This is a genomic window from Tenacibaculum sp. TB-56, from assembly GCF_059716275.2.
In genome coordinates this window covers 497,526-515,478 of sequence record NZ_CM201367.1, presented here as the reverse complement: position 1 = coordinate 515,478, position 17,953 = coordinate 497,526, and the positions used below count along the sequence as shown (strand labels likewise).

The 17,953-nt window shown below is 31.3% G+C and carries 20 protein-coding genes; 10 read left to right on the top strand and 10 right to left on the bottom strand.

The features are described 5' to 3' along the window. Positions 1-20: 20 nt before the first annotated feature. Positions 21-803: a LytR/AlgR family response regulator transcription factor gene (locus AC3VI6_RS02485; protein ID WP_497705041.1), complete on the bottom strand. Its 783-nt coding sequence runs from the start codon at positions 801-803 to the stop codon at positions 21-23. Positions 804-1,198: 395 nt separating this feature from the next. Between AC3VI6_RS02485 and AC3VI6_RS02480 the strand changes: the two genes are divergently transcribed. Both AC3VI6_RS02480 and AC3VI6_RS02475 read left to right on the top strand, forming a co-directional pair. Beyond that, positions 1,199-4,333: a SusC/RagA family TonB-linked outer membrane protein gene (locus tag AC3VI6_RS02480; protein ID WP_497705040.1), complete on the top strand. Its 3,135-nt coding sequence runs from the start codon at positions 1,199-1,201 to the stop codon at positions 4,331-4,333. A gap of 11 nt (positions 4,334-4,344) precedes the next feature. Next, positions 4,345-5,769 (top strand): RagB/SusD family nutrient uptake outer membrane protein, encoded by a 1,425-nt coding sequence (locus AC3VI6_RS02475; RefSeq protein WP_497705039.1) that lies wholly within the window; start codon positions 4,345-4,347, stop codon positions 5,767-5,769. A gap of 196 nt (positions 5,770-5,965) precedes the next feature. On the opposite strand, the gene pyrF is transcribed toward AC3VI6_RS02475, so the two are convergent. Then, positions 5,966-6,781 carry an orotidine-5'-phosphate decarboxylase gene (gene pyrF, locus AC3VI6_RS02470; RefSeq protein ID WP_497705038.1) on the bottom strand — a complete coding sequence of 272 codons (816 nt, stop codon included), beginning with the start codon at positions 6,779-6,781 and terminating at the stop codon, positions 5,966-5,968. 63 nt (positions 6,782-6,844) lie between these two features. Here pyrF and AC3VI6_RS02465 point away from each other — a divergent pair, with 63 nt between their 5' ends. The 8 genes from AC3VI6_RS02465 (at position 6,845) to AC3VI6_RS02430 (ending at position 11,795) form a co-directional block, all read left to right on the top strand. Next, the gene (locus AC3VI6_RS02465; RefSeq protein ID WP_497705037.1) at positions 6,845-7,921 is read left to right on the top strand and encodes an ABC transporter permease; all 1,077 of its coding nucleotides are present in this window, start codon (positions 6,845-6,847) and stop codon (positions 7,919-7,921) included. Between the two features lies 1 nt (position 7,922). Next, positions 7,923-8,396, top strand: coding sequence for a TlpA family protein disulfide reductase (locus AC3VI6_RS02460; protein WP_497705036.1), 474 nt, complete (start codon positions 7,923-7,925; stop codon positions 8,394-8,396). A 60-nt stretch (positions 8,397-8,456) separates the two neighbouring features. Continuing rightward, positions 8,457-9,215: a triose-phosphate isomerase gene (gene tpiA, locus AC3VI6_RS02455; protein WP_497705035.1), complete on the top strand. Its 759-nt coding sequence runs from the start codon at positions 8,457-8,459 to the stop codon at positions 9,213-9,215. Beyond that, entirely contained in the window at positions 9,215-10,048 is an 834-nt protein-coding gene (gene prmA / locus AC3VI6_RS02450) for a 50S ribosomal protein L11 methyltransferase (protein ID WP_497705034.1), read from the top strand. The genes tpiA and prmA overlap by 1 nt, the downstream gene beginning before the upstream one ends. 5 nt (positions 10,049-10,053) lie before the next feature. Next, positions 10,054-10,329 carry an ATP-dependent Clp protease adaptor ClpS gene (locus AC3VI6_RS02445; protein ID WP_497705033.1) on the top strand — a complete coding sequence of 92 codons (276 nt, stop codon included), beginning with the start codon at positions 10,054-10,056 and terminating at the stop codon, positions 10,327-10,329. A 2-nt stretch (positions 10,330-10,331) separates the two neighbouring features. Continuing rightward, positions 10,332-10,616, top strand: a complete 285-nt coding sequence (locus AC3VI6_RS02440; protein ID WP_497705032.1) for a hypothetical protein — start codon at positions 10,332-10,334, stop codon at positions 10,614-10,616. Between the two features lie 414 nt (positions 10,617-11,030). Next, positions 11,031-11,366, top strand: coding sequence for a hypothetical protein (locus AC3VI6_RS02435; RefSeq protein WP_497705031.1), 336 nt, complete (start codon positions 11,031-11,033; stop codon positions 11,364-11,366). Positions 11,367-11,369: 3 nt separating this feature from the next. Then, positions 11,370-11,795 (top strand): tellurite resistance TerB family protein, encoded by a 426-nt coding sequence (locus AC3VI6_RS02430; RefSeq protein ID WP_497705030.1) that lies wholly within the window; start codon positions 11,370-11,372, stop codon positions 11,793-11,795. 40 nt (positions 11,796-11,835) lie between these two features. On the opposite strand, the gene AC3VI6_RS02425 is transcribed toward AC3VI6_RS02430, so the two are convergent. The 8 genes from AC3VI6_RS02425 to AC3VI6_RS02390 form a co-directional block, all read right to left on the bottom strand. Then, on the bottom strand, positions 11,836-12,096 hold the full coding sequence (locus tag AC3VI6_RS02425) for a hypothetical protein (RefSeq protein ID WP_497705029.1): 261 nt from the start codon (positions 12,094-12,096) through the stop codon (positions 11,836-11,838). 12 nt (positions 12,097-12,108) lie between these two features. Further along, a complete protein-coding gene (locus AC3VI6_RS02420; RefSeq protein WP_497705028.1) occupies positions 12,109-12,522 on the bottom strand; it encodes a VOC family protein in 414 nt (137 codons plus the stop codon). A gap of 10 nt (positions 12,523-12,532) precedes the next feature. Next, positions 12,533-12,823 (bottom strand): hypothetical protein, encoded by a 291-nt coding sequence (locus AC3VI6_RS02415; protein ID WP_274633929.1) that lies wholly within the window; start codon positions 12,821-12,823, stop codon positions 12,533-12,535. A gap of 3 nt (positions 12,824-12,826) precedes the next feature. Next, positions 12,827-13,795 (bottom strand): deoxyhypusine synthase family protein, encoded by a 969-nt coding sequence (locus tag AC3VI6_RS02410; protein ID WP_274633928.1) that lies wholly within the window; start codon positions 13,793-13,795, stop codon positions 12,827-12,829. A 74-nt stretch (positions 13,796-13,869) separates the two neighbouring features. Further along, a complete protein-coding gene (locus tag AC3VI6_RS02405; protein ID WP_497705027.1) occupies positions 13,870-14,730 on the bottom strand; it encodes an RMD1 family protein in 861 nt (286 codons plus the stop codon). Further along, positions 14,651-15,589, bottom strand: coding sequence for an agmatinase (gene speB, locus AC3VI6_RS02400; protein WP_497705026.1), 939 nt, complete (start codon positions 15,587-15,589; stop codon positions 14,651-14,653). The genes AC3VI6_RS02405 and speB overlap by 80 nt, the downstream gene beginning before the upstream one ends. Positions 15,590-15,605: 16 nt before the next feature. After that, positions 15,606-16,997: an arginine decarboxylase gene (locus AC3VI6_RS02395; protein WP_497705025.1), complete on the bottom strand. Its 1,392-nt coding sequence runs from the start codon at positions 16,995-16,997 to the stop codon at positions 15,606-15,608. A gap of 406 nt (positions 16,998-17,403) precedes the next feature. Continuing rightward, on the bottom strand, positions 17,404-17,931 hold the full coding sequence (locus AC3VI6_RS02390) for a mechanosensitive ion channel domain-containing protein (protein WP_497705024.1): 528 nt from the start codon (positions 17,929-17,931) through the stop codon (positions 17,404-17,406). Between the last annotated feature and the right edge of the window lie 22 nt (positions 17,932-17,953).

Below are 17,953 nucleotides of genomic sequence, written 5' to 3'. Positions count from 1 at the left end.
AAAGTAATGATTCGAAGCTACTATTTAACTCCCATTAACTCTTGAAAATCTTTTTTGTAGCTTTTGCTAACTCTAAAGGTTTTATTATCGTTGATTTTTACGTCGGTTTCACCGTAGTTTGAAGTGATAATTTCGTCAATAAAATTAGAGTTGATAATTGTTGATCTATGAATTCTAACAAAAAGGCTTGAATTTAATCTTTTGATAATACTGGATAAGGACTCTCTTAAAAGGTATTTTTTATTGTCGGTAGTAAAAATTTCTACATAATACCCAGAAGCAGATATGTACTTGATCGTATTACGTTCTAAAAAGATTATTTTATTACCAGATTTAATATTAATCTTGGTTCCTTTTACAGGTGTTTCAATAGGAGTACTTTCTTTTACAAGTCCTATTATGTTGTCGAGGTTATTGTTGAAATTAGATAGTTCTACTATTTTTTTATAATTAATTACCTTTTTGATAGAAGAATAAAAGCGATCCTCGTCTAAGGGTTTTAAAAGATAGTCGAAAGCAAAATAATCGAAAGCTTTTACAGCATGTTCGTTTGATGAAGCCGTGAAAATAAATATAGGTTTTTGAGGCAAAGTGATTTTTTCAATAATATCAAAACCAGTCATATCATTGATTTTTGTATCAAGATAAACTACATCAGGTGATAAGGTGTTGATTTTTTCTATAGCATCTACACCATTAGAACACTCACCTACAATTTCTATAAAACTATATTCACTTACTAATTTTTTAAATCTAGCTCTAGCGGTCTTTTCATCATCAACGATTAAAATCGATATCTTCATTACATTCTGTTTTCTGAGATACTATAACAATCAAATCAAAGAGTTCCCTAACTTAAATACCGTTGATTATAGTTAAAATTTTATTAAAGCCAGAGTTGTTTGTTAAAAGTCAAGATGTTAATTGTTAAAAATGCTTGAGGGGCACCTTATTTATTGATTATTTAGGAGAATTTATTCAATAAAACAATGTAGAAAATCTCTTCAGAGGTTGATAAATAAAGAGGTTTTGAAAAAATTAACAATAATTAACAAGTGGTGTTTAAGTGGTTTTTACTGCTTACTTCTTAAAAATGTTTTTTCACATCAAATAAAAAGATGTCTACTTCAAATAGGTGCAGACAGAAACTTATAGCCTTTAGTTTTACAAATGTTAATTAATAAAAATTTAATAATTTATGAATCTACATTTAAGAAATGTGATCTGTGCATTATTCTTTTTCAGTTTTATACTGAATGTGAGTGCACAGGAAAAGAGAATCACAGGGGTGGTGTCCGATAGTGCAGGCCCTTTACCAGGTGTAAGTATTGTGATTAAAGGTACAGTAAAGGGTACTGAAACTGATTTTGATGGTAATTATACTATTGATGCTAAAGCAGGAGACGTACTTGTTTATATGTTTTTAGGATATACAGCTGTAGAAAAAGTAGTTGGAGACTCTTCTACAATTAATGTAGCTATGAAAGAAGACGCTAACATATTAGATGAAGTAGTTGTATCTGTAGCATATGCATCAAAAAGGAAAAAAGACATTATTGGTGCTGTAAGCGTTGTTTCAGCAAAAGAGCTAGGTGATTTAAAAGTAACAACAGTTACTGAAGCTCTACAAGGAACTTCTGGTTTATCTTTAGTAAATACTTCAGGACAACCAGGATCTAGCCCAACCATTAGAATTAGAGGGGTAGGTTCTTTACAAGGTAATGTAGATCCGTTAATTATAGTTGATGGGGCACAGTTTGCAGGTAACTTAAACTCTATTAACTTTAATGATGTTGAGTCTTATTCTGTATTAAAAGATGCTGATGCAGTTTCTTTATATGGTAACAGAGGAGCAAACGGAGTTATTATTATTAAGACAAAATCAGGTGTAAATACTAATGGTGAAGGTATCATCGAAATCAATACAAGTTATGGTTTCTCTGATAAGGCTACAGATGATTATAGTTATTTAAATGCGGAGCAAATCGTAACTACTTCTTGGCAGGCTATTAGAAATGCAAGACTTGATGGAGGAGATACTCCAGCAGCAGCGGCTGCTTTCGCTTCTTCTAATGTAATGACAGACTTAACGGTAAATCCATATAGTATTAATGAACCAGTAGATGTTAATGGTAAAATTAAGAGTAATGCAAAATTACTTTATGAAACAAACTATTATGATGCCTTAACTCAAAAAGCAACAAGACAAGATGTTTCTTTAGTGTTAAGAGGAGGAAATGAAAAAACAAGATATTTTGTTTCAGGTGCATTTTTAGATAGTGAAGGATTTAGTTTAAATTCTAAATTTAGAAGATATAATGGAAGAGTTAACCTTTCTTCTGATGTTAAACCTTGGCTGTCTGTAGGAGCTAATGCTTTTGTAACTATAAGTGAATCTAATGTGCCTACTCAGAGTGGTAGTACTTTTGCAAACAATATACAGTTTGTAAGATCAGTTTCTTCTATATATCCGTTATATAAAAGAAATGCTAATGGTAGTTTTATCTTAGATGGTAATGGAGACAAGCAATATGATTTTGCAGAAGGCAGAGGTTTCTTTGGGAATTATAACCCATTGGCAGAAACTTACAAAAGTGTAAATTTATACGAGAGAAATACATTTAATTTCTCTCCTTACGTAACTGTTAAGTTTTCAGATAAGATAAACTTAAAGTCTCAATTTAACTATACCAACTATTTGTATGAGATAAACGGATTTAATAACCACTTTGTAGGAACTCCTCAAGAACAAGTAGACAATAGAAGTAGTAGTAGAGAAAGAAATACTACAAAAACTTGGAACATCATTAGTACATTATCGTATAATAATACATTTAATGAAAAACATACATTCACAGCTTTATTAGGTCAAGAAATGTATGACAATACATACAATAGAGTATTAACATCGTCTTCAGGTTTTGTATTTGATAACTTGACAGAGTTAAATAATGGAGCTACACCTACAGGGGCAGGATCTATTACAGAAAAAAATAGATTATACAGTTTCTTCGGAAGATTAGATTATAATTATGATGAGAAATATTATTTTGGAGCAGGTGTTCGTAAAGATGCATCTTCAATTTTCTACAAAGACAACCGTTGGGGAACTTTCTGGTCGGTTGCAGCAGGTTGGAGTATTTATGATGAATTCTTCAAAAATAACGAGGTTGTAAACTCGTTAAAATTAAGAGCTAGTTACGGTACAGTTGGTAACCAAAATATCAATCAGCAGTTTACTTATATAGATGAATATGGTTTAGGCTTCAATATATTAGCTAATCCAGGTTTAGCTCCTACGGCTATTGGTAACCCAGACTTAAAATGGGAAACTCACAACAAATTGAACGTAGGTTTAGATTTCGCCTTCTTTAATAGTAAGATTTACGGTAGCTTAGAGTATTATGATAACAGAGTAACTGATTTATTATATTTTGATGTAGATGCTTCATCTATTGGGTCAGGAGGAGCAGGTCCGGACGCTGACGGAAATCCTAGAGAATTAGGAAAATGGAGAAACTTTGGAGAAATGAGTAACAAAGGTTTCGAATTTAACGTAAATTCTGTAAACATAGAGAATGATAAGTTTAGATGGACAAGTTCATTTGCTATTTCTACAAACCAAAACAAAATAGAAGATATTAAGCAAATCGAAAACCAAGGTTCTTTCCGTTGGGAAGCAGGTAGAGATCGTTACGAATTCTATATGAGAGAGTGGGCTGGAGTTAACTCTACAACTGGAGCTCCTGAATGGTACAAAGATGTAGTAAATGCTGAAGGAAAAGTAGTGAAAGAAAGAACATCTAAATATGATGAAGCTACAAGATACTACACAGGTAAATCAGCTTTACCAGATTTTGAAGGTAGATTAGGAACTAAGTTTGAATATAATGGTATTGATTTAACATTAAACTTTAACTATAAGTTCGGAAATTATATCTACAATACAGACTTTTCTTCTTTAATGAAAGCTAGAAATTTAGGAGAACAATTAAGTTCAGAAGCATTAAATGCATGGCAAAAAGAAGGAGATATTACAGATGTACCAAGATTAACTACTGAAGCTGATAATTTCAATTCTAGATCTACAAGATGGTTACAGAAAGGAGATTTTATTCGTTTAAAAAATATCTCTTTAGGGTATAACTTAGATCAAGAAATGTTAGATAAACTTAAAATAAGAAAATTAAGAGTTTACTTATCTGCAGATAATTATTGGACTTGGAAAAAAGAAGATAATTTAGATGATCCAGAGCAAGCTTTTAACGGTATAACTAATAATAGATCTACTGTATTAAAGACATTGTCTTTAGGAGTTAATATTTCACTATAAAAAATTTTACAATGAAAAATATATTAAAATATACATTAATAGGAGCTTTTTTAATAGGCTTTGTGTCATGTAGTGATGATTTTTTAGAAGAACCTAAACCAACGGGTTCTGTGACTGATGAAGTTGTATACACTTCAGAATCTGGGGTTGATGCTGCATTAACAGGAATGTATTCTGTTTTAAGAGGTTATTATGCTTCTCACGATACATACGGAGCAAAAGCATACTACTTAGGGGCAGATGTAATGGGAACAGATTTAACTGTTCCGATTTTCAACTGGTATGTATTTGAACATAGATGGGATGTAACAGAAAATTCAAATGGAAGAAGAACTAACTGGGCTTGGGAACTTTTCTATTCTGTAGCTAATATTTCAAGAACACATGTTGAAGGTCTTTCAACTTCTCCATTACCTGAAGAAACAAGAAAAAAGTATATAAGTGAATTAAAAGCAGTAGAAGCATATTGTTATTTTAACTTAGCAAGATACTATTCAGGGTCTTATTTATTAGGAGGAGATAAACCAGGTATACCATTATACAGTGCTTCATTAAGTTCAGGAGTTGCTCCTACAGGAAGAGGTACTGTAAAAGAAACGTATGATAGAATTATAGCTCAATTAGAAGAAGCTATTCCAAACATGGTTGATGGAAATGCTAAATACAGATTTAATAAATCAGTTGCAGAAGGTGTATTAGCACGTGTGTATTTAGAAGTTGGTAATTGGGCAAAAGCGGCTGAATATGCGGCAAAAGCTAGAGTAGCATATCCTTTAATGAATGAAGCTACTTATGCTGAAGGATTTAACACAATCAATAATAATGAGTGGATGTGGGGATTACCATTTAATGCTGACCAACAATTTGGATATGCTAGATTTTATTCATTTATTGATCATACAAGTCCTGGGTACAATGATATTTATGTAAGTAAAGATTTTCAAGCTTTATTCACATCTGATACTGACGTAAGAAAATCATTAATAAAATCAACAGGTTCAACTAACCCAACTACTTCTTTCACTACAGAAAAGTTTAGAGACTTTGCTGATAGATCAGGTGATTTAGTGTTTATGAGATCATCAGAGATGTTCTTAATAGAAGCTGAAGCAAAAGCAGAAATGGGAGATTTAGGTGGAGCTAAAGATGTTTTATTGGATCTTTTAAAAGCAAGAGATACTGCAGCTACTTTATCTACAGCAGCAACTAAAGAAGCGCTAGTAGATGAAATCTTAATAGAAAGAAGAAAAGAGTTATATGGAGAGTTAGGAGTGTCATGGTTTGATTTAAAGAGAAGAAACCAACCTATTTCTAGAAAAGGAGAAGCTCACAGATGGCCTGTTGAGTTTGAAGCTGGAAATGCAAGATGGAACTTTAAAATTCCTCAAGCAGAATTAGATAAAAATCCAAATATTTCTGAAGCAGATCAGAACTAATTATTTAAAAGGGTTGTTAAAAAGCAACCCTTTTTTTAATTCATTTAATTCAAAAAAAAGGTCATTCAAATCAAAGTTGTAAGAACAAAGTATTAAGCTTAATACTTTTGCGCCACTTTACATCAAACTTTGTTTTCATTGATGTAATTATTTGAATTAGTTATAAAGCCAAGGAGTCATTAACCTTGGCTTTCTTTTATTTTAAAATATTTTCCATTTGTTGTTGTAACTCTTTAGCTTTAGCAGCAGCAGCCTCAGCAAAATCACTCTCGTTAGAAGCATAAATAACTCCACGAGAAGAATTAATTAATAAGCCTACAGTGTCCTTAGTCATCCCGTATTTACAAACTTCTTCTAAACTACCTCCTTGGGCACCAACCCCAGGAACTAATAAAAAGCTTTCAGGAATAATTTTTCTGATATCAGCTAAATATTCAGCCTTCGTAGCGCCAACTACGTACATTAAATTCTGTGAGTTTTTCCAAGATTTAGAAGTTTCAATTACTTGTTTGTATAACTCTTTACCATCAACAGTTTTTGTTTGGAAGTCAAAAGCGCCTTGGTTAGAAGTTAAAGCAAGCATAATAGTATGTTTATCTTCAAAAGCTAAAAAAGGTTCAACAGAATCTTTTCCCATGTATGGAGCAACCGTTACCGAGTCAAAAGCTAAATCTTCAAAAAAAGCTTTTGCGTACATAGTACTAGTATTACCAATATCACCACGTTTAGCATCAGCAATGGTGAAAATTTCAGGATGTTTTTCGTTTAAGTAATTGATTGTTTTTTCAAGAGATTTCCAGCCTTTAATTCCATAAGCTTCATAAAAAGCAGTATTCGGTTTATAAGCTACACAAAGATGATGCGTAGCATCAATAATAGCTTTGTTAAAGGCAAAAATAGGATCTTCTTCTTGAAGCAAATGAGCTGGAATTTTGTCTAAATCAACATCCAGTCCAATACATAAAAACGATTTCTTTTTTTTAATTTCAGATACAAGTTGTTGTGTTGTCATGTGTTGTAGTAAAAGTTAGGCAAAAGTACATAAATTTAGCAGTTTCTGTTATCTTTGTTATATATGTTTCAATATATCGTTAACAAAATTTTTTACGGATTCTTAACACTGTTCGGGGTGGTTACGGTAATTTTTTTACTGTTTAACATTTTACCTGGAGATCCAGCTCGTATGATGTTAGATCAGAGAGAAGACACCGAACAACTACAAAATATTCGAAAAAAATACGGATTTGATAAACCTGTATTTACGCAGTATTTGTATTATTTGAATGATGTTTCTCCGTTGTCTTTTCATAGTAAAAATGCTGATAATTATACCTTCTTATCAGAAGGTAAATACAATGCTATATCGTTGTTTTCTATTGGAAACACAGAGGTGGTTATAAAAACACCATATTTACGTCAATCATTTCAAAAAAATGGAAAAAATGTTTCCGAAGTGATTAAAGAAACTTTACCGAATACAGCAATTTTAGCGGTGGTAGCCATAACTATCGCACTGTTTTTAGGGATTGTTTTAGGAATCTTTTCCGCCTTATTTAAAGATACTTTTTTTGATAAACTCATAGCAATCATAAGTACTTTAGGAATGAGTGTTCCCTCATTCTTTTCAGCAATTTTATTTGCTTGGTTATTTGGTTTTGTATTACATAAATACACCCATTTAGAAATGACGGGAAGTTTGTATGAAGTTGATGATTTTGGTGAAGGAATGCATATTCAGTGGAAGAATTTGCTATTGCCCGCAATAGTATTAGGTATTCGTCCGTTAGCAGTAGTAATTCAGTTGATGCGAAATTCATTGTTAGAAACCTTAAGTCAAGATTACATACGAACCGCAAAAGCGAAAGGATTAACCATGTATCAAGTAATTAAAAAGCATGCGTTGAAAAATTCGTTAAACCCGGTAATCACAGCGATTTCAGGTTGGTTTGCATCTATGTTGGCTGGAGCGGTTTTTGTAGAGTATATTTTTAACTGGAATGGATTAGGAAAAGAAATAGTAAACTCGCTAAACACTCTCGATTTACCAGTAATTATGGGAGCTGTTTTAGTAGTAGCTACGTTATTTATTATCATAAATATTTTAGTAGATATTTTATATAGCTGGTTAGATCCAAGAATAAGATTGCAATAAAATGAGAATATTCTATTTATTAATTAGCATAATTTTTTTATCAAGTTGTGCTGCTTTTCAGCCAAAGCATTTTACCACCGAAGCCTTAAAAGAAGAATTATTGACCTTAGAACGTGAGTCAATTTCATTTCAAGAGATTTTAGATCAAAATCAAGGAAAGAAACTCTTTGTACAAACCTTCGCCACATATTGTCCTTACAGTCAACGTAGCTTTAAAGATGTGCTTTTATTTCAGAAGCAAAATCCAGAATTTGAGTATGTTTTTTTATCCGTAGATCATTCATACCATGATTGGAAGAGAGGTTTAGAAAGCATTCCTGTTAAAGGGCAGCATTACTATATTCAAGAGAAAGGTAAAGGAGAGCTTGGGAAGTTTTTAAAATTAAAAACGATTCCGAGATTTTTAGTAATTGATGAAGATAGAAATATTAAGGTATTTAAGTCATCGAAGGTGTCGGATAAATTAATTCGTTAAAGCCTAGAAATAATGTAATTTTGCAAACAGAAAATCAATAACCAGAAAAAAAGAATAAACGTGAGGCAAAAAATAGTTGCAGGTAACTGGAAGATGAATAAAAACCTTGATGAAGCTAAAGTATTAATCAAGGAGCTTAAGAAAGAATTAAAAGATGGTTTGAGAGAAGACAAGAGAGTGGTTATAGCCCCTAGTTTTGTAAACCTGCACTATGCAGCTAAAAAGACAAAAAAATCGTCTATCGAAGTTGCTGCTCAAAATATGCATCAAGCAACAAGCGGTGCTTTTACAGGTGAGGTATCTGCAGATATGTTAACAAATATTGGTGTAAATATTGTAATTCTTGGACATTCTGAACGTAGAGAATATTTTGGTGAAACCGACGAATTATTAGCAGAAAAAGTAGATGCAGCTTTAGCAAACGGATTAGAAGTAATTTTTTGTTTCGGTGAATTGTTAGAAGACAGAAAATCAGGAAATCATTTTACAGTGGTAGAAAGCCAAGTAAAAAAGGCTTTATTTCACTTAAAAGAGGAGGCTTTTAAGAATATCATTTTAGCGTATGAGCCAGTTTGGGCTATTGGTACAGGAGAAACTGCTACCCCAGAGCAAGCACAGGAAATGCATGCTTTTGTAAGAGAGCTTTTTGTAAAAGAATACGGAAATAAAACAGCTGAAGCTATTTCAATTTTATATGGTGGTAGTGTAAAACCATCAAATGCAGAAGAGATTTTTTCTAAACCAGATGTAGACGGAGGTCTAATTGGTGGAGCTGCTTTGAAAGCTGAAGATTTTGTTTCAATAATTAAATCAATTTAATGGATAATATTTATATAGAATATACTTTTGAAGTAACGCCAAAAGAACCAGCTACTGAAATTTTAATAGCTGAGTTAGGAGAACTTGGATTTGAGAGTTTTGTTGAAAATGATAATGGAGTAGTAGCGTATATTCAAAAAGAAGAATGGAATTCAGAGGTTTTAGATAACGTATTTGTTTTAAATTCTGAAGAGTTTTCAATTCAATATGATTTCAAAGAAATAGAACAAACCAATTGGAATGAAGAATGGGAAAAGAATTTCAATCCTATTCAGGTAGATGATCTGGTAAGTATTAGAGCGCCATTTCATGAAAATCCGAATTTGCCATACGATATTGTTATCGAGCCAAAAATGAGTTTTGGTACAGGACATCATGAAACTACACACATGATGGTACAACATTTGATTAATTTAGATGTTGAAGGTAAAAAAGTGTTAGACATGGGCTGTGGAACAGGAATTTTAGCAATTTTTGCTGAAATGAAAGGAGCAAAACCTATTGATGCTATTGATATAGATCCTTGGTGCTACGAAAATTCGTTAGAGAATGTAGAAAGAAATAATTGTAAACATATTTCAGTTTATGAAGGAGAAGCTTCGTTGTTAGAAGGTAGAAATTACGATGTAATTATTGCAAATATCAATCGTAATATTTTATTAAACGACATGAAAACGTATACTGATTGTTTAAATGAAGAAGGAGTTTTATTATTAAGCGGATTTTACAGTGAAGATATCCCAGTGATTGATAATGAGGTTTCTAAGTATGGTTTAACATTAAAAAATACCATAAAAAGAAATAATTGGGTAGCTTTGCAGTATCAAAAATAAAACCAATGAGTACGATAGAAAAAATTCAAGAAGAGCTAGATGTCTTATTGCAAGGAACAATAGAGCATGAAATTGTTTTGTACAATGATGATGTAAATACCTTTGATTTTGTAATTGATAGTTTGGTTACCGTATGTGATCATACATTAGAACAAGCAGAGCAGTGTACTATTTTAGTGCATTACAAAGGGAAATGTGCTGTTAAAACAGGTGAATACAAAGATTTAGAACCAAGATGCTCTAAGTTGTTAGAATTAGGCTTATCAGCAGAGATTGTGTAAGAATGGAGAACGTTTTTAGGTATTACGAATTTTCAGATTTTTTTATAGATAATTCTGGAACATTTCAAGAAAATGATATTTGTTTTTCAGAATTAAATGAGCAGCATTTTTTAATTTTTGAAAAACAAACTAAAGATACTGAGTTAACTTATAATTTATACGTGTCTAAATTCAGCTCAAAAAAAGAAATAGGGCAAAAGCCACCAGAAATACTTGAGCTGTTGGTTGACAATTACGACAAATCTATTCCCGAGCATAGAATAGTGTTAAGAAAATATTTGTATTAAATGTATAGTATAAAAACTCAAAAAAACTTTTTTTGAGTTTTTTTATACTCTTATGTGACCAGATAAGAAAAAAAGTGTCATATATAATGTAAGCACAAGAATAGAAAAAGTAAAAGACTTTAAAAATAGTAGTAGTTAGTTTTTATACTAAGTTTGGTTAGACGAAAAAGGCCTTGAACACTAGTTCTTGGTCTTTTTTAATTAAATGTTATTTTTTCTAAAAAGGTTAAAGATATCTATTAAATCAATGAAAAATAACGTATATTTAGTAAGCTAAAATAAAAGCCTATGTAACATCATTTTCTTTATATCCACGAGCATAACCATAGAGGTTTTATGCTAAAAGCAACTTGGGCTTGTTGTGGTTAATAACCAAGTTAATTTAAAAAGTATCAATTATAATTTATAAAGAAAATGAAACAAGGAATATTAAAAGCATTTTTTATATTATTCATAGGTGTAAACTTAGCATTAACAATAAACAAAGAGCACTTAACAGAGCCAAAAAAGGTAGTGGCAACTTTTAACGGGTACGATGAAAATGGGTATACCTTTTCTTTTTTGAATGAAGATGATTATGAAGAAGCAATTACTTTTGAAACCGTATCAGAAAAGATATTAAGTGCTTATAATTTAAACGATAACAAATTTATAGATCAGGAGTTTGAGATTACCTACGATTATCAAATTACAGATAGTGATGATGAAATTGAAGTTCCTGTATTACAAACAATAAAATTAATAGAATAATTTATGAGTATAGTAGATTTATACGAATCAAGCAAGCACAGAAACAATGTAGCACATTTTAGCGCGATAGTTAATTTAGCTATGGTAGATGGTGATTTAAATGAAGACGAAGAAAAATTAGTAAATCGTTTTGCAAGGAAATTAGATATTACTGAAGCAGAATATGAGGATATAGTAGAAAATTCTAAGAAATATCCAGTACAACCACAAGCAAAAACAGACGATAGGCTTGAGCGATTGCTAGATTTGTTTAAAATAATTTATTCAGATCACGAAATAGATGAGCCTGAGTTAAAATTAGTGTTAAAGTATGCTATTCAGTTAGGATTTTCTCAAGAAACTGCTGAAGAAATCATTTTAAAAACTACTAAGATATTTAGTGGTAAAATAGATCTTGATCAGTATAAATCGATACTAAAAATTTTATAAGAAACTAAAAATCCCATTCTAAAAAGAATGGGATTTGTTTTTAAAGTAATTGTAGATCGTGTAATTTAAAAATAACTAAATCTTCATCATCTACATCATCGAAAATTTCTTTATAAGTTATTTCAAACTTTTTGTTTTTAAAGGCTGATGATTTTAAATCAAAATGCTCAAGATTCTTTTTATTAATTTGTTCAAAATCGATAACATCACCATTTTCCAATTCAAAAACGTAATAGCCGTTTGTATATCCTTGATACACGCCGACTAAGGTAACTGTTTGTTGTGAGTTGTAATATGCCATTACTATTAGCGTTTACATCATAAACATTTCGTCGTCTTCTATAAAGGTTTTAAGTTCTAAAGTATATCCGTTAGGGTCTTTTATAAAGAAGGATATATGTTCTCCGTGTTTATCTTTTAAAAACGTTTTTTTTACGCTGTGATCTGATAACCAATAATTAACTCTGTCGTACATTTCTTCCCATACATCACTATTTACAATTACACCAAAATGAAAAGTAGGTAGCGCATGGTTTTCAAACTGGTATTCAGGATAATCAAATTTAAATTGATCAACTAATACAAAAGTTAGTTGATTATTAAAAAGATTAATATCTACCCATTCATTTGTTGCTCTCCCAACACTAAAACCTAATTCGTCAGTGTAAAATTTTACCGTTTCCTCAATACTTAAACAAGGAAGTGACATGTGAAATGTTGGGTTCATAATTGGTTAATTAATCATTGTCGAAATTATCAGACACTTCAATTTCATCAAACTCATCATCTCTATCATCATCGTCGTCGTCATCAGAATCATAATCTTCCATAGTTTGCTGTAATTGAGAACTGATTTTTACCAAAAACAAGGTATCATCAGTACGAACTTCTACAGCTTTTACGGTTTCTCCTTTACTGTTTTTAAAAGAGATAATGTCTGAATGATCATATCCATCAGGATACTTTTCTACCAATAAATCCAAGATATCGGTAGTTAACTTTGAATAGTCTACAATAACTCGCTTCATGCTTTACATGTTTAAAAGGTACGCAAAAATTAACGGAGCAACAATCGTTGCATCACTTTCTATAATATATTTTGGAGTGTCAATGTCTAGTTTCCCCCAAGTAATTTTCTCATTTGGTACTGCACCAGAGTACGAACCATAACTGGTTGTTGAGTCAGAAATTTGACAGAAATAGCTCCAGAAAGGAGTATCTTCTCTTTCTAAATCTTGGTATAACATTGGTACTACACAAATAGGGAAATCACCTGCAATTCCACCACCAATTTGGAAGAATCCGATTCCTTTTTCTGAGTTGTCAGTGTACCAATCAGCTAAGAAAGTCATGTATTCAATTCCAGACTTCATAGTTGATGCTTTTAATTCTCCTTTTACCACATACGAAGCAAAAATGTTACCCATTGTACTATCTTCCCATCCTGGAACTACGATTGGTAAGTTTTTCTCTGCAGCAGCGTACATCCAAGAGTCTTTTAAATCGATTTCGTAATACTCTTCTAAAACTCCAGATAATAATAACTTGTACATGTATTCATGTGGAAAATAACGCTCACCAGCTTCTTCTGCATCTTTCCAAATTTTGAAAATATGTTTTTGTAAACGACGGAAAGCTTCTTCTTCAGGAATACAAGTATCGGTAACACGGTTTAATCCTTTTAATAATAAATCCCATTCGTCTTGCGGTGTTAAATCACGATAGTTAGGTACTCTTTTGTAGTGAGAGTGCGCTACTAAATTCATGATATCTTCTTCAAGGTTTGCACCTGTACAAGAAATGATATCAACTTTACCTTGACGAATCATTTCTGCAAAAATCTTTCCTAATTCTGCAGTACTCATAGCTCCTGCTAGAGATACTAACATTTTAGATCCTTGCTCTAATTGTGCTTCGTACCCTTTAGCGGCATCAACTAATGCAGCAGCGTTAAAGTGTAAGAAGTATTTTTCTATAAAATTGGTTATAGGTTTGTCCATTTTATTATTTTTTTGTGAGTTTATGAAATTGCTTCTGCTATGTTAGAAGGGATGATTTCATAAACTCTGGTGTTTTAAATTAGTTTTTCAATAATTACTTGCACTACTTCAAAAAGGATTAAAATAATGATAATCCATTCTAGCATACTGCTATATCTGTGTTGTAGTATATCGTTGAATAAATCTAAATTTTCTTTAATTACGTTTAAACTATTTTCTATTCCTTGATGACGTTTTATGATATCTAACTCGTCTTTTAATTTGTAATCTAAATCAGATAAATCTTTGTTATTCCATGCTACATCTGGCGAATCAAAAACAAACAGGTTCTCGGCAATGTTATTTTTTAAATTTAAGGTTTTACCAATAAATTTTCTCATTTGAACTTTAGAAAGTTTAAAATTTCCTGTTCTTTCTAATTGCTTCGAGTACACTAATGTTTTATCGTGCAAATCAGATGTTTTGTTTACATAATTCATCAATGCTACCGATTGTGCTAAATTGAGCATGATAGTATGTGCAACATCGTCGTTTAATTCTTTAATTTGGATACTTCCAAAATCAACTTCAATCGTATCAGAAAAAGAAATGCTATATTTTTCTGATGGTAATTGACTGAGCGTTGCTGTTTCTTTTCCTGCTAAAAAATTAACAACTTCATTTATTATAACTTCTTCACAATTAATGAAAACAACACTTCCGTAGTCTTTTACGTAAATATACGAGTTGTTTTCAGTTTTATATAGCAAAAAGGAATGCTCTCTTTTTACTAAGTTGAACGATTTAAATTGTTTACGGACTGTACTGAGTAAAATCCGTTTTTCTAAATGATACGCAATTGTTTCTAAGCGCATTTTAATAATCGTCGTCGTTACTTTTAAACTTTGATAATTTATTAAATGGTGAGCTATCATCATCGCTATAATCTTCTTCATCTTCCATGTTAGAAGTGAATTTATAACTCAACATTTTATAATATAATTTTGCAGCTAAAAAGTCTGAAGACTTTTCGTTTTCGTTAGGGCATAATTCTACGATATCAAAACCTACTACGTTTCTTTCAGTAAATACTTTCTTTAAGAACTCTAGTGTTTCGTAATAGAATAATCCTCCTGGTTCTGGTGTTCCTGTACTTGGTAATAAAGAAGGATCAATAGCATCTAAATCGAACGTGATAAAAACATTTCCTGTTAATTGATCAATCACATCATCCATCCAGTATTCATTTACAGCCATGTCATGCGCAAAGAATACTTTTTCCATATTCATTGATGACTTTTCTGTAACATCCATACTACGAATTCCTACTTGTACTAAGTTGGTAGTTTGACTTGCTTCATAAACAGCACAAGCATGGTTACACTTAGTTCCTTCGTATTCTTTACGTAAATCAGCATGTGCATCGATGTGTAATACAGTTAAGTTGTTAAAACACTCGTTAAATGCACGAATTGTTCCGATAGAAATTGAATGCTCACCACCAAAAAGAGTAACAAATTTATTTTTATTGATGTACTTTTTAGTTGTTTCGTGCACTGCATCAACCATAGCTTCTGGAGAAGCGTTTTCAGTAACAGCAGGAGCTAAATAAACACCTTCTTTGTATACTTCGCTGTCAGTTTCTATATCATATAATTCCATGTTCTCAGAAGCGTTTAAAAACGCCTCTGAACCTTTGTCAGCTCCTTTTTGCCAAGTGCTAGTTCCATCATAAGGAACAGGGATTAATACTACTTTAGCAGTTTCTAACTTTGCGTATTGATCAGGAATACCTGCGTAATTTCTTTTTTCCATTTTTATTAATAGTAAACTAGTATCCTAGGATTGATAATAGTTCTTCGCTTTTTTGTTGTTCTTTAAATAGTTTAGTGGTGAAATCACCATTTTCGTTTTTATCAATTAACACGTGTTTTGGTGTTGGAATTAAACAATGTTGTAATCCGCCAAAACCACCAATGGTTTCTTGATAAGCACCTGTGTTAAAAAATCCTACATATAGTGGAGATTCTTTTTCGTACACAGGTAAATATATTGCATTTACGTGTTGCTCTGAGTTGTAATAATCATCGCTATCACAAGTTAATCCACCTAATAATACACGTTCGTATCTGTGGTTCCATTTGTTAACAGGAAGCATGATAAAACGCTTGTTAATAGCCCAAGAATCTGGTAAAGTGGTAATAAAAGATGAGTTAATCATATTCCATTTTTCACGATCGTTTTGTCTTTTTTGATATAAAACTTCGTAAATAGCACCTCCAGCTTCTCCCACGGTAAAACTTCCAAATTCTGTAAAAATGTTTGGAACGTCTACATCTGCTTGTTTACATGCTTCGTTAATTTGATTGATAATTTCATCTACCATGTACTCATAGTCAAAATCAAAAGCTAATGAGTTTTTGATAGGAAAACCTCCACCGATATTTAAACTGTCTAAAGTTGGACAAACTTTTTTAAGTTTGATGTATACACTTAAACACTTTAATAATTCGTTCCAATAGTAAGCGTTGTCTCTAATTCCTGTATTGATAAAGAAGTGCAACATCTTTAATTCAACTTGAGGATTGTTAGCGATTTCACGCTCGTAAAAAGATACGATGTTTTTGTATCCAATTCCTAAGCGGCTAGTGTAAAATTCAAACTTAGGCTCTTCTTCCGAAGCTATGCGAATACCTACCTTAAATTTACTTTTGGTTTCTTCTAAAATTAAATCAAGCTCTTCATAGTTATCTATAATCGGAATACAGTTTGTGTGTCCTCCGTCAATTAAACTAACAATATTAGCAATGTATTGATCGCGCTTAAAACCATTACACAATACAAAAGCATCATCACTTAATTTTCCTTCTTTTTTTAATGACTTTACAATGTCAATATCAAAAGCTGATGATGTTTCGATGTGAATATCGTTTTTTAAAGCTTCATCTAACACATATTTAAAGTGAGAGCTTTTAGTACAGTAGCTGTAATTGTAGTTTCCTTTGTAATTGTGCTTTTCAATAGCATTATGAAACCAAGTTTTAGCTTTGTTTATATTTTCAGATATTTTTGGCAAATACGTGAACTTTAAAGGTGCACCGTATTGCTTCACTAATTGCATTAAATCAATGTCGTGAAAAAATAAATTGTTGTTTTCTGTGTGAAACTCCTCTTGAGGAAAATCAAACGTTTGTTCTATTAAGTCTTTATATTTAGTATTCATTATTATTTTTAGTTGTATCTGTTTTTTGAGTACAGAAAGGTAATTCAAAAAGCAGTTAAGGCATGCACCAAAACTTTTTTAAATAAATTGTATAACAGGTATCATTGTTGTTTTGTAACAAGATTGTTAGACTAAAATAATATGAATAGTTAGACTCTTAAAGCTAAGCAATTACCGCACTGTTTATAAAAATTCAGTGGTAGAGAGTATTGAGGAGTGGAAGAATCCTTAATTTTTTCGTTGTGTTTCCAAAACACTAAATAACTCTTAATCTTCCCGTAAAAGTTATTACCGAAATAAGTAAAACGTAACATTCGACTTATATAATAAGATGTCGTAAATGTAAACTATTTTTTAATACAACAAACTTTTTTTTATTTTTTTTAAAAAATTAATTTACAGTGAATTAGCTGTTGTTTTGTTTCTTTATTAGCTCAATTCCTTTGTATAAAATAATAGTATTAGGTACAGTTATTTCTCTTTTTTCTTCTGGCATGTATAAAAGAACGTAAAAGCCTGTAATATTTTTTACCACACCTTGTAAATCGAAGTCTTTATCAATAATTTTTATGGTGTCGCCAATACGCATTGGGTGGTAAAAAAATAAGATAATACTAGCTGTTAGGTTTGATAAAATAGACCACTGAGCAAAGAAACCAACGCCAAGTACCGCAAGTACAGAAGAGGCGAATAAAATTACTTCTTTAAAGTTAATTCCAAAAATAATTAATGAAATAAAGAGCGCTAACGTGTAATATAAAAAATAGCTTAGGTTTAATATGAGTTTTCTTCTGTGAGGTTCAATAGCATTTTTTACGATATAAGACCTAGTCAGTTTTTTAGTAATATAAATCAAAAAAAATAGCGTTGCTACTAAAAGCAAGAACTGTATAAAAGGATTGTAGAAAGACAATTCTAAAAAGCGATTTTTCATGATTATGTTTTTTTAATACAAA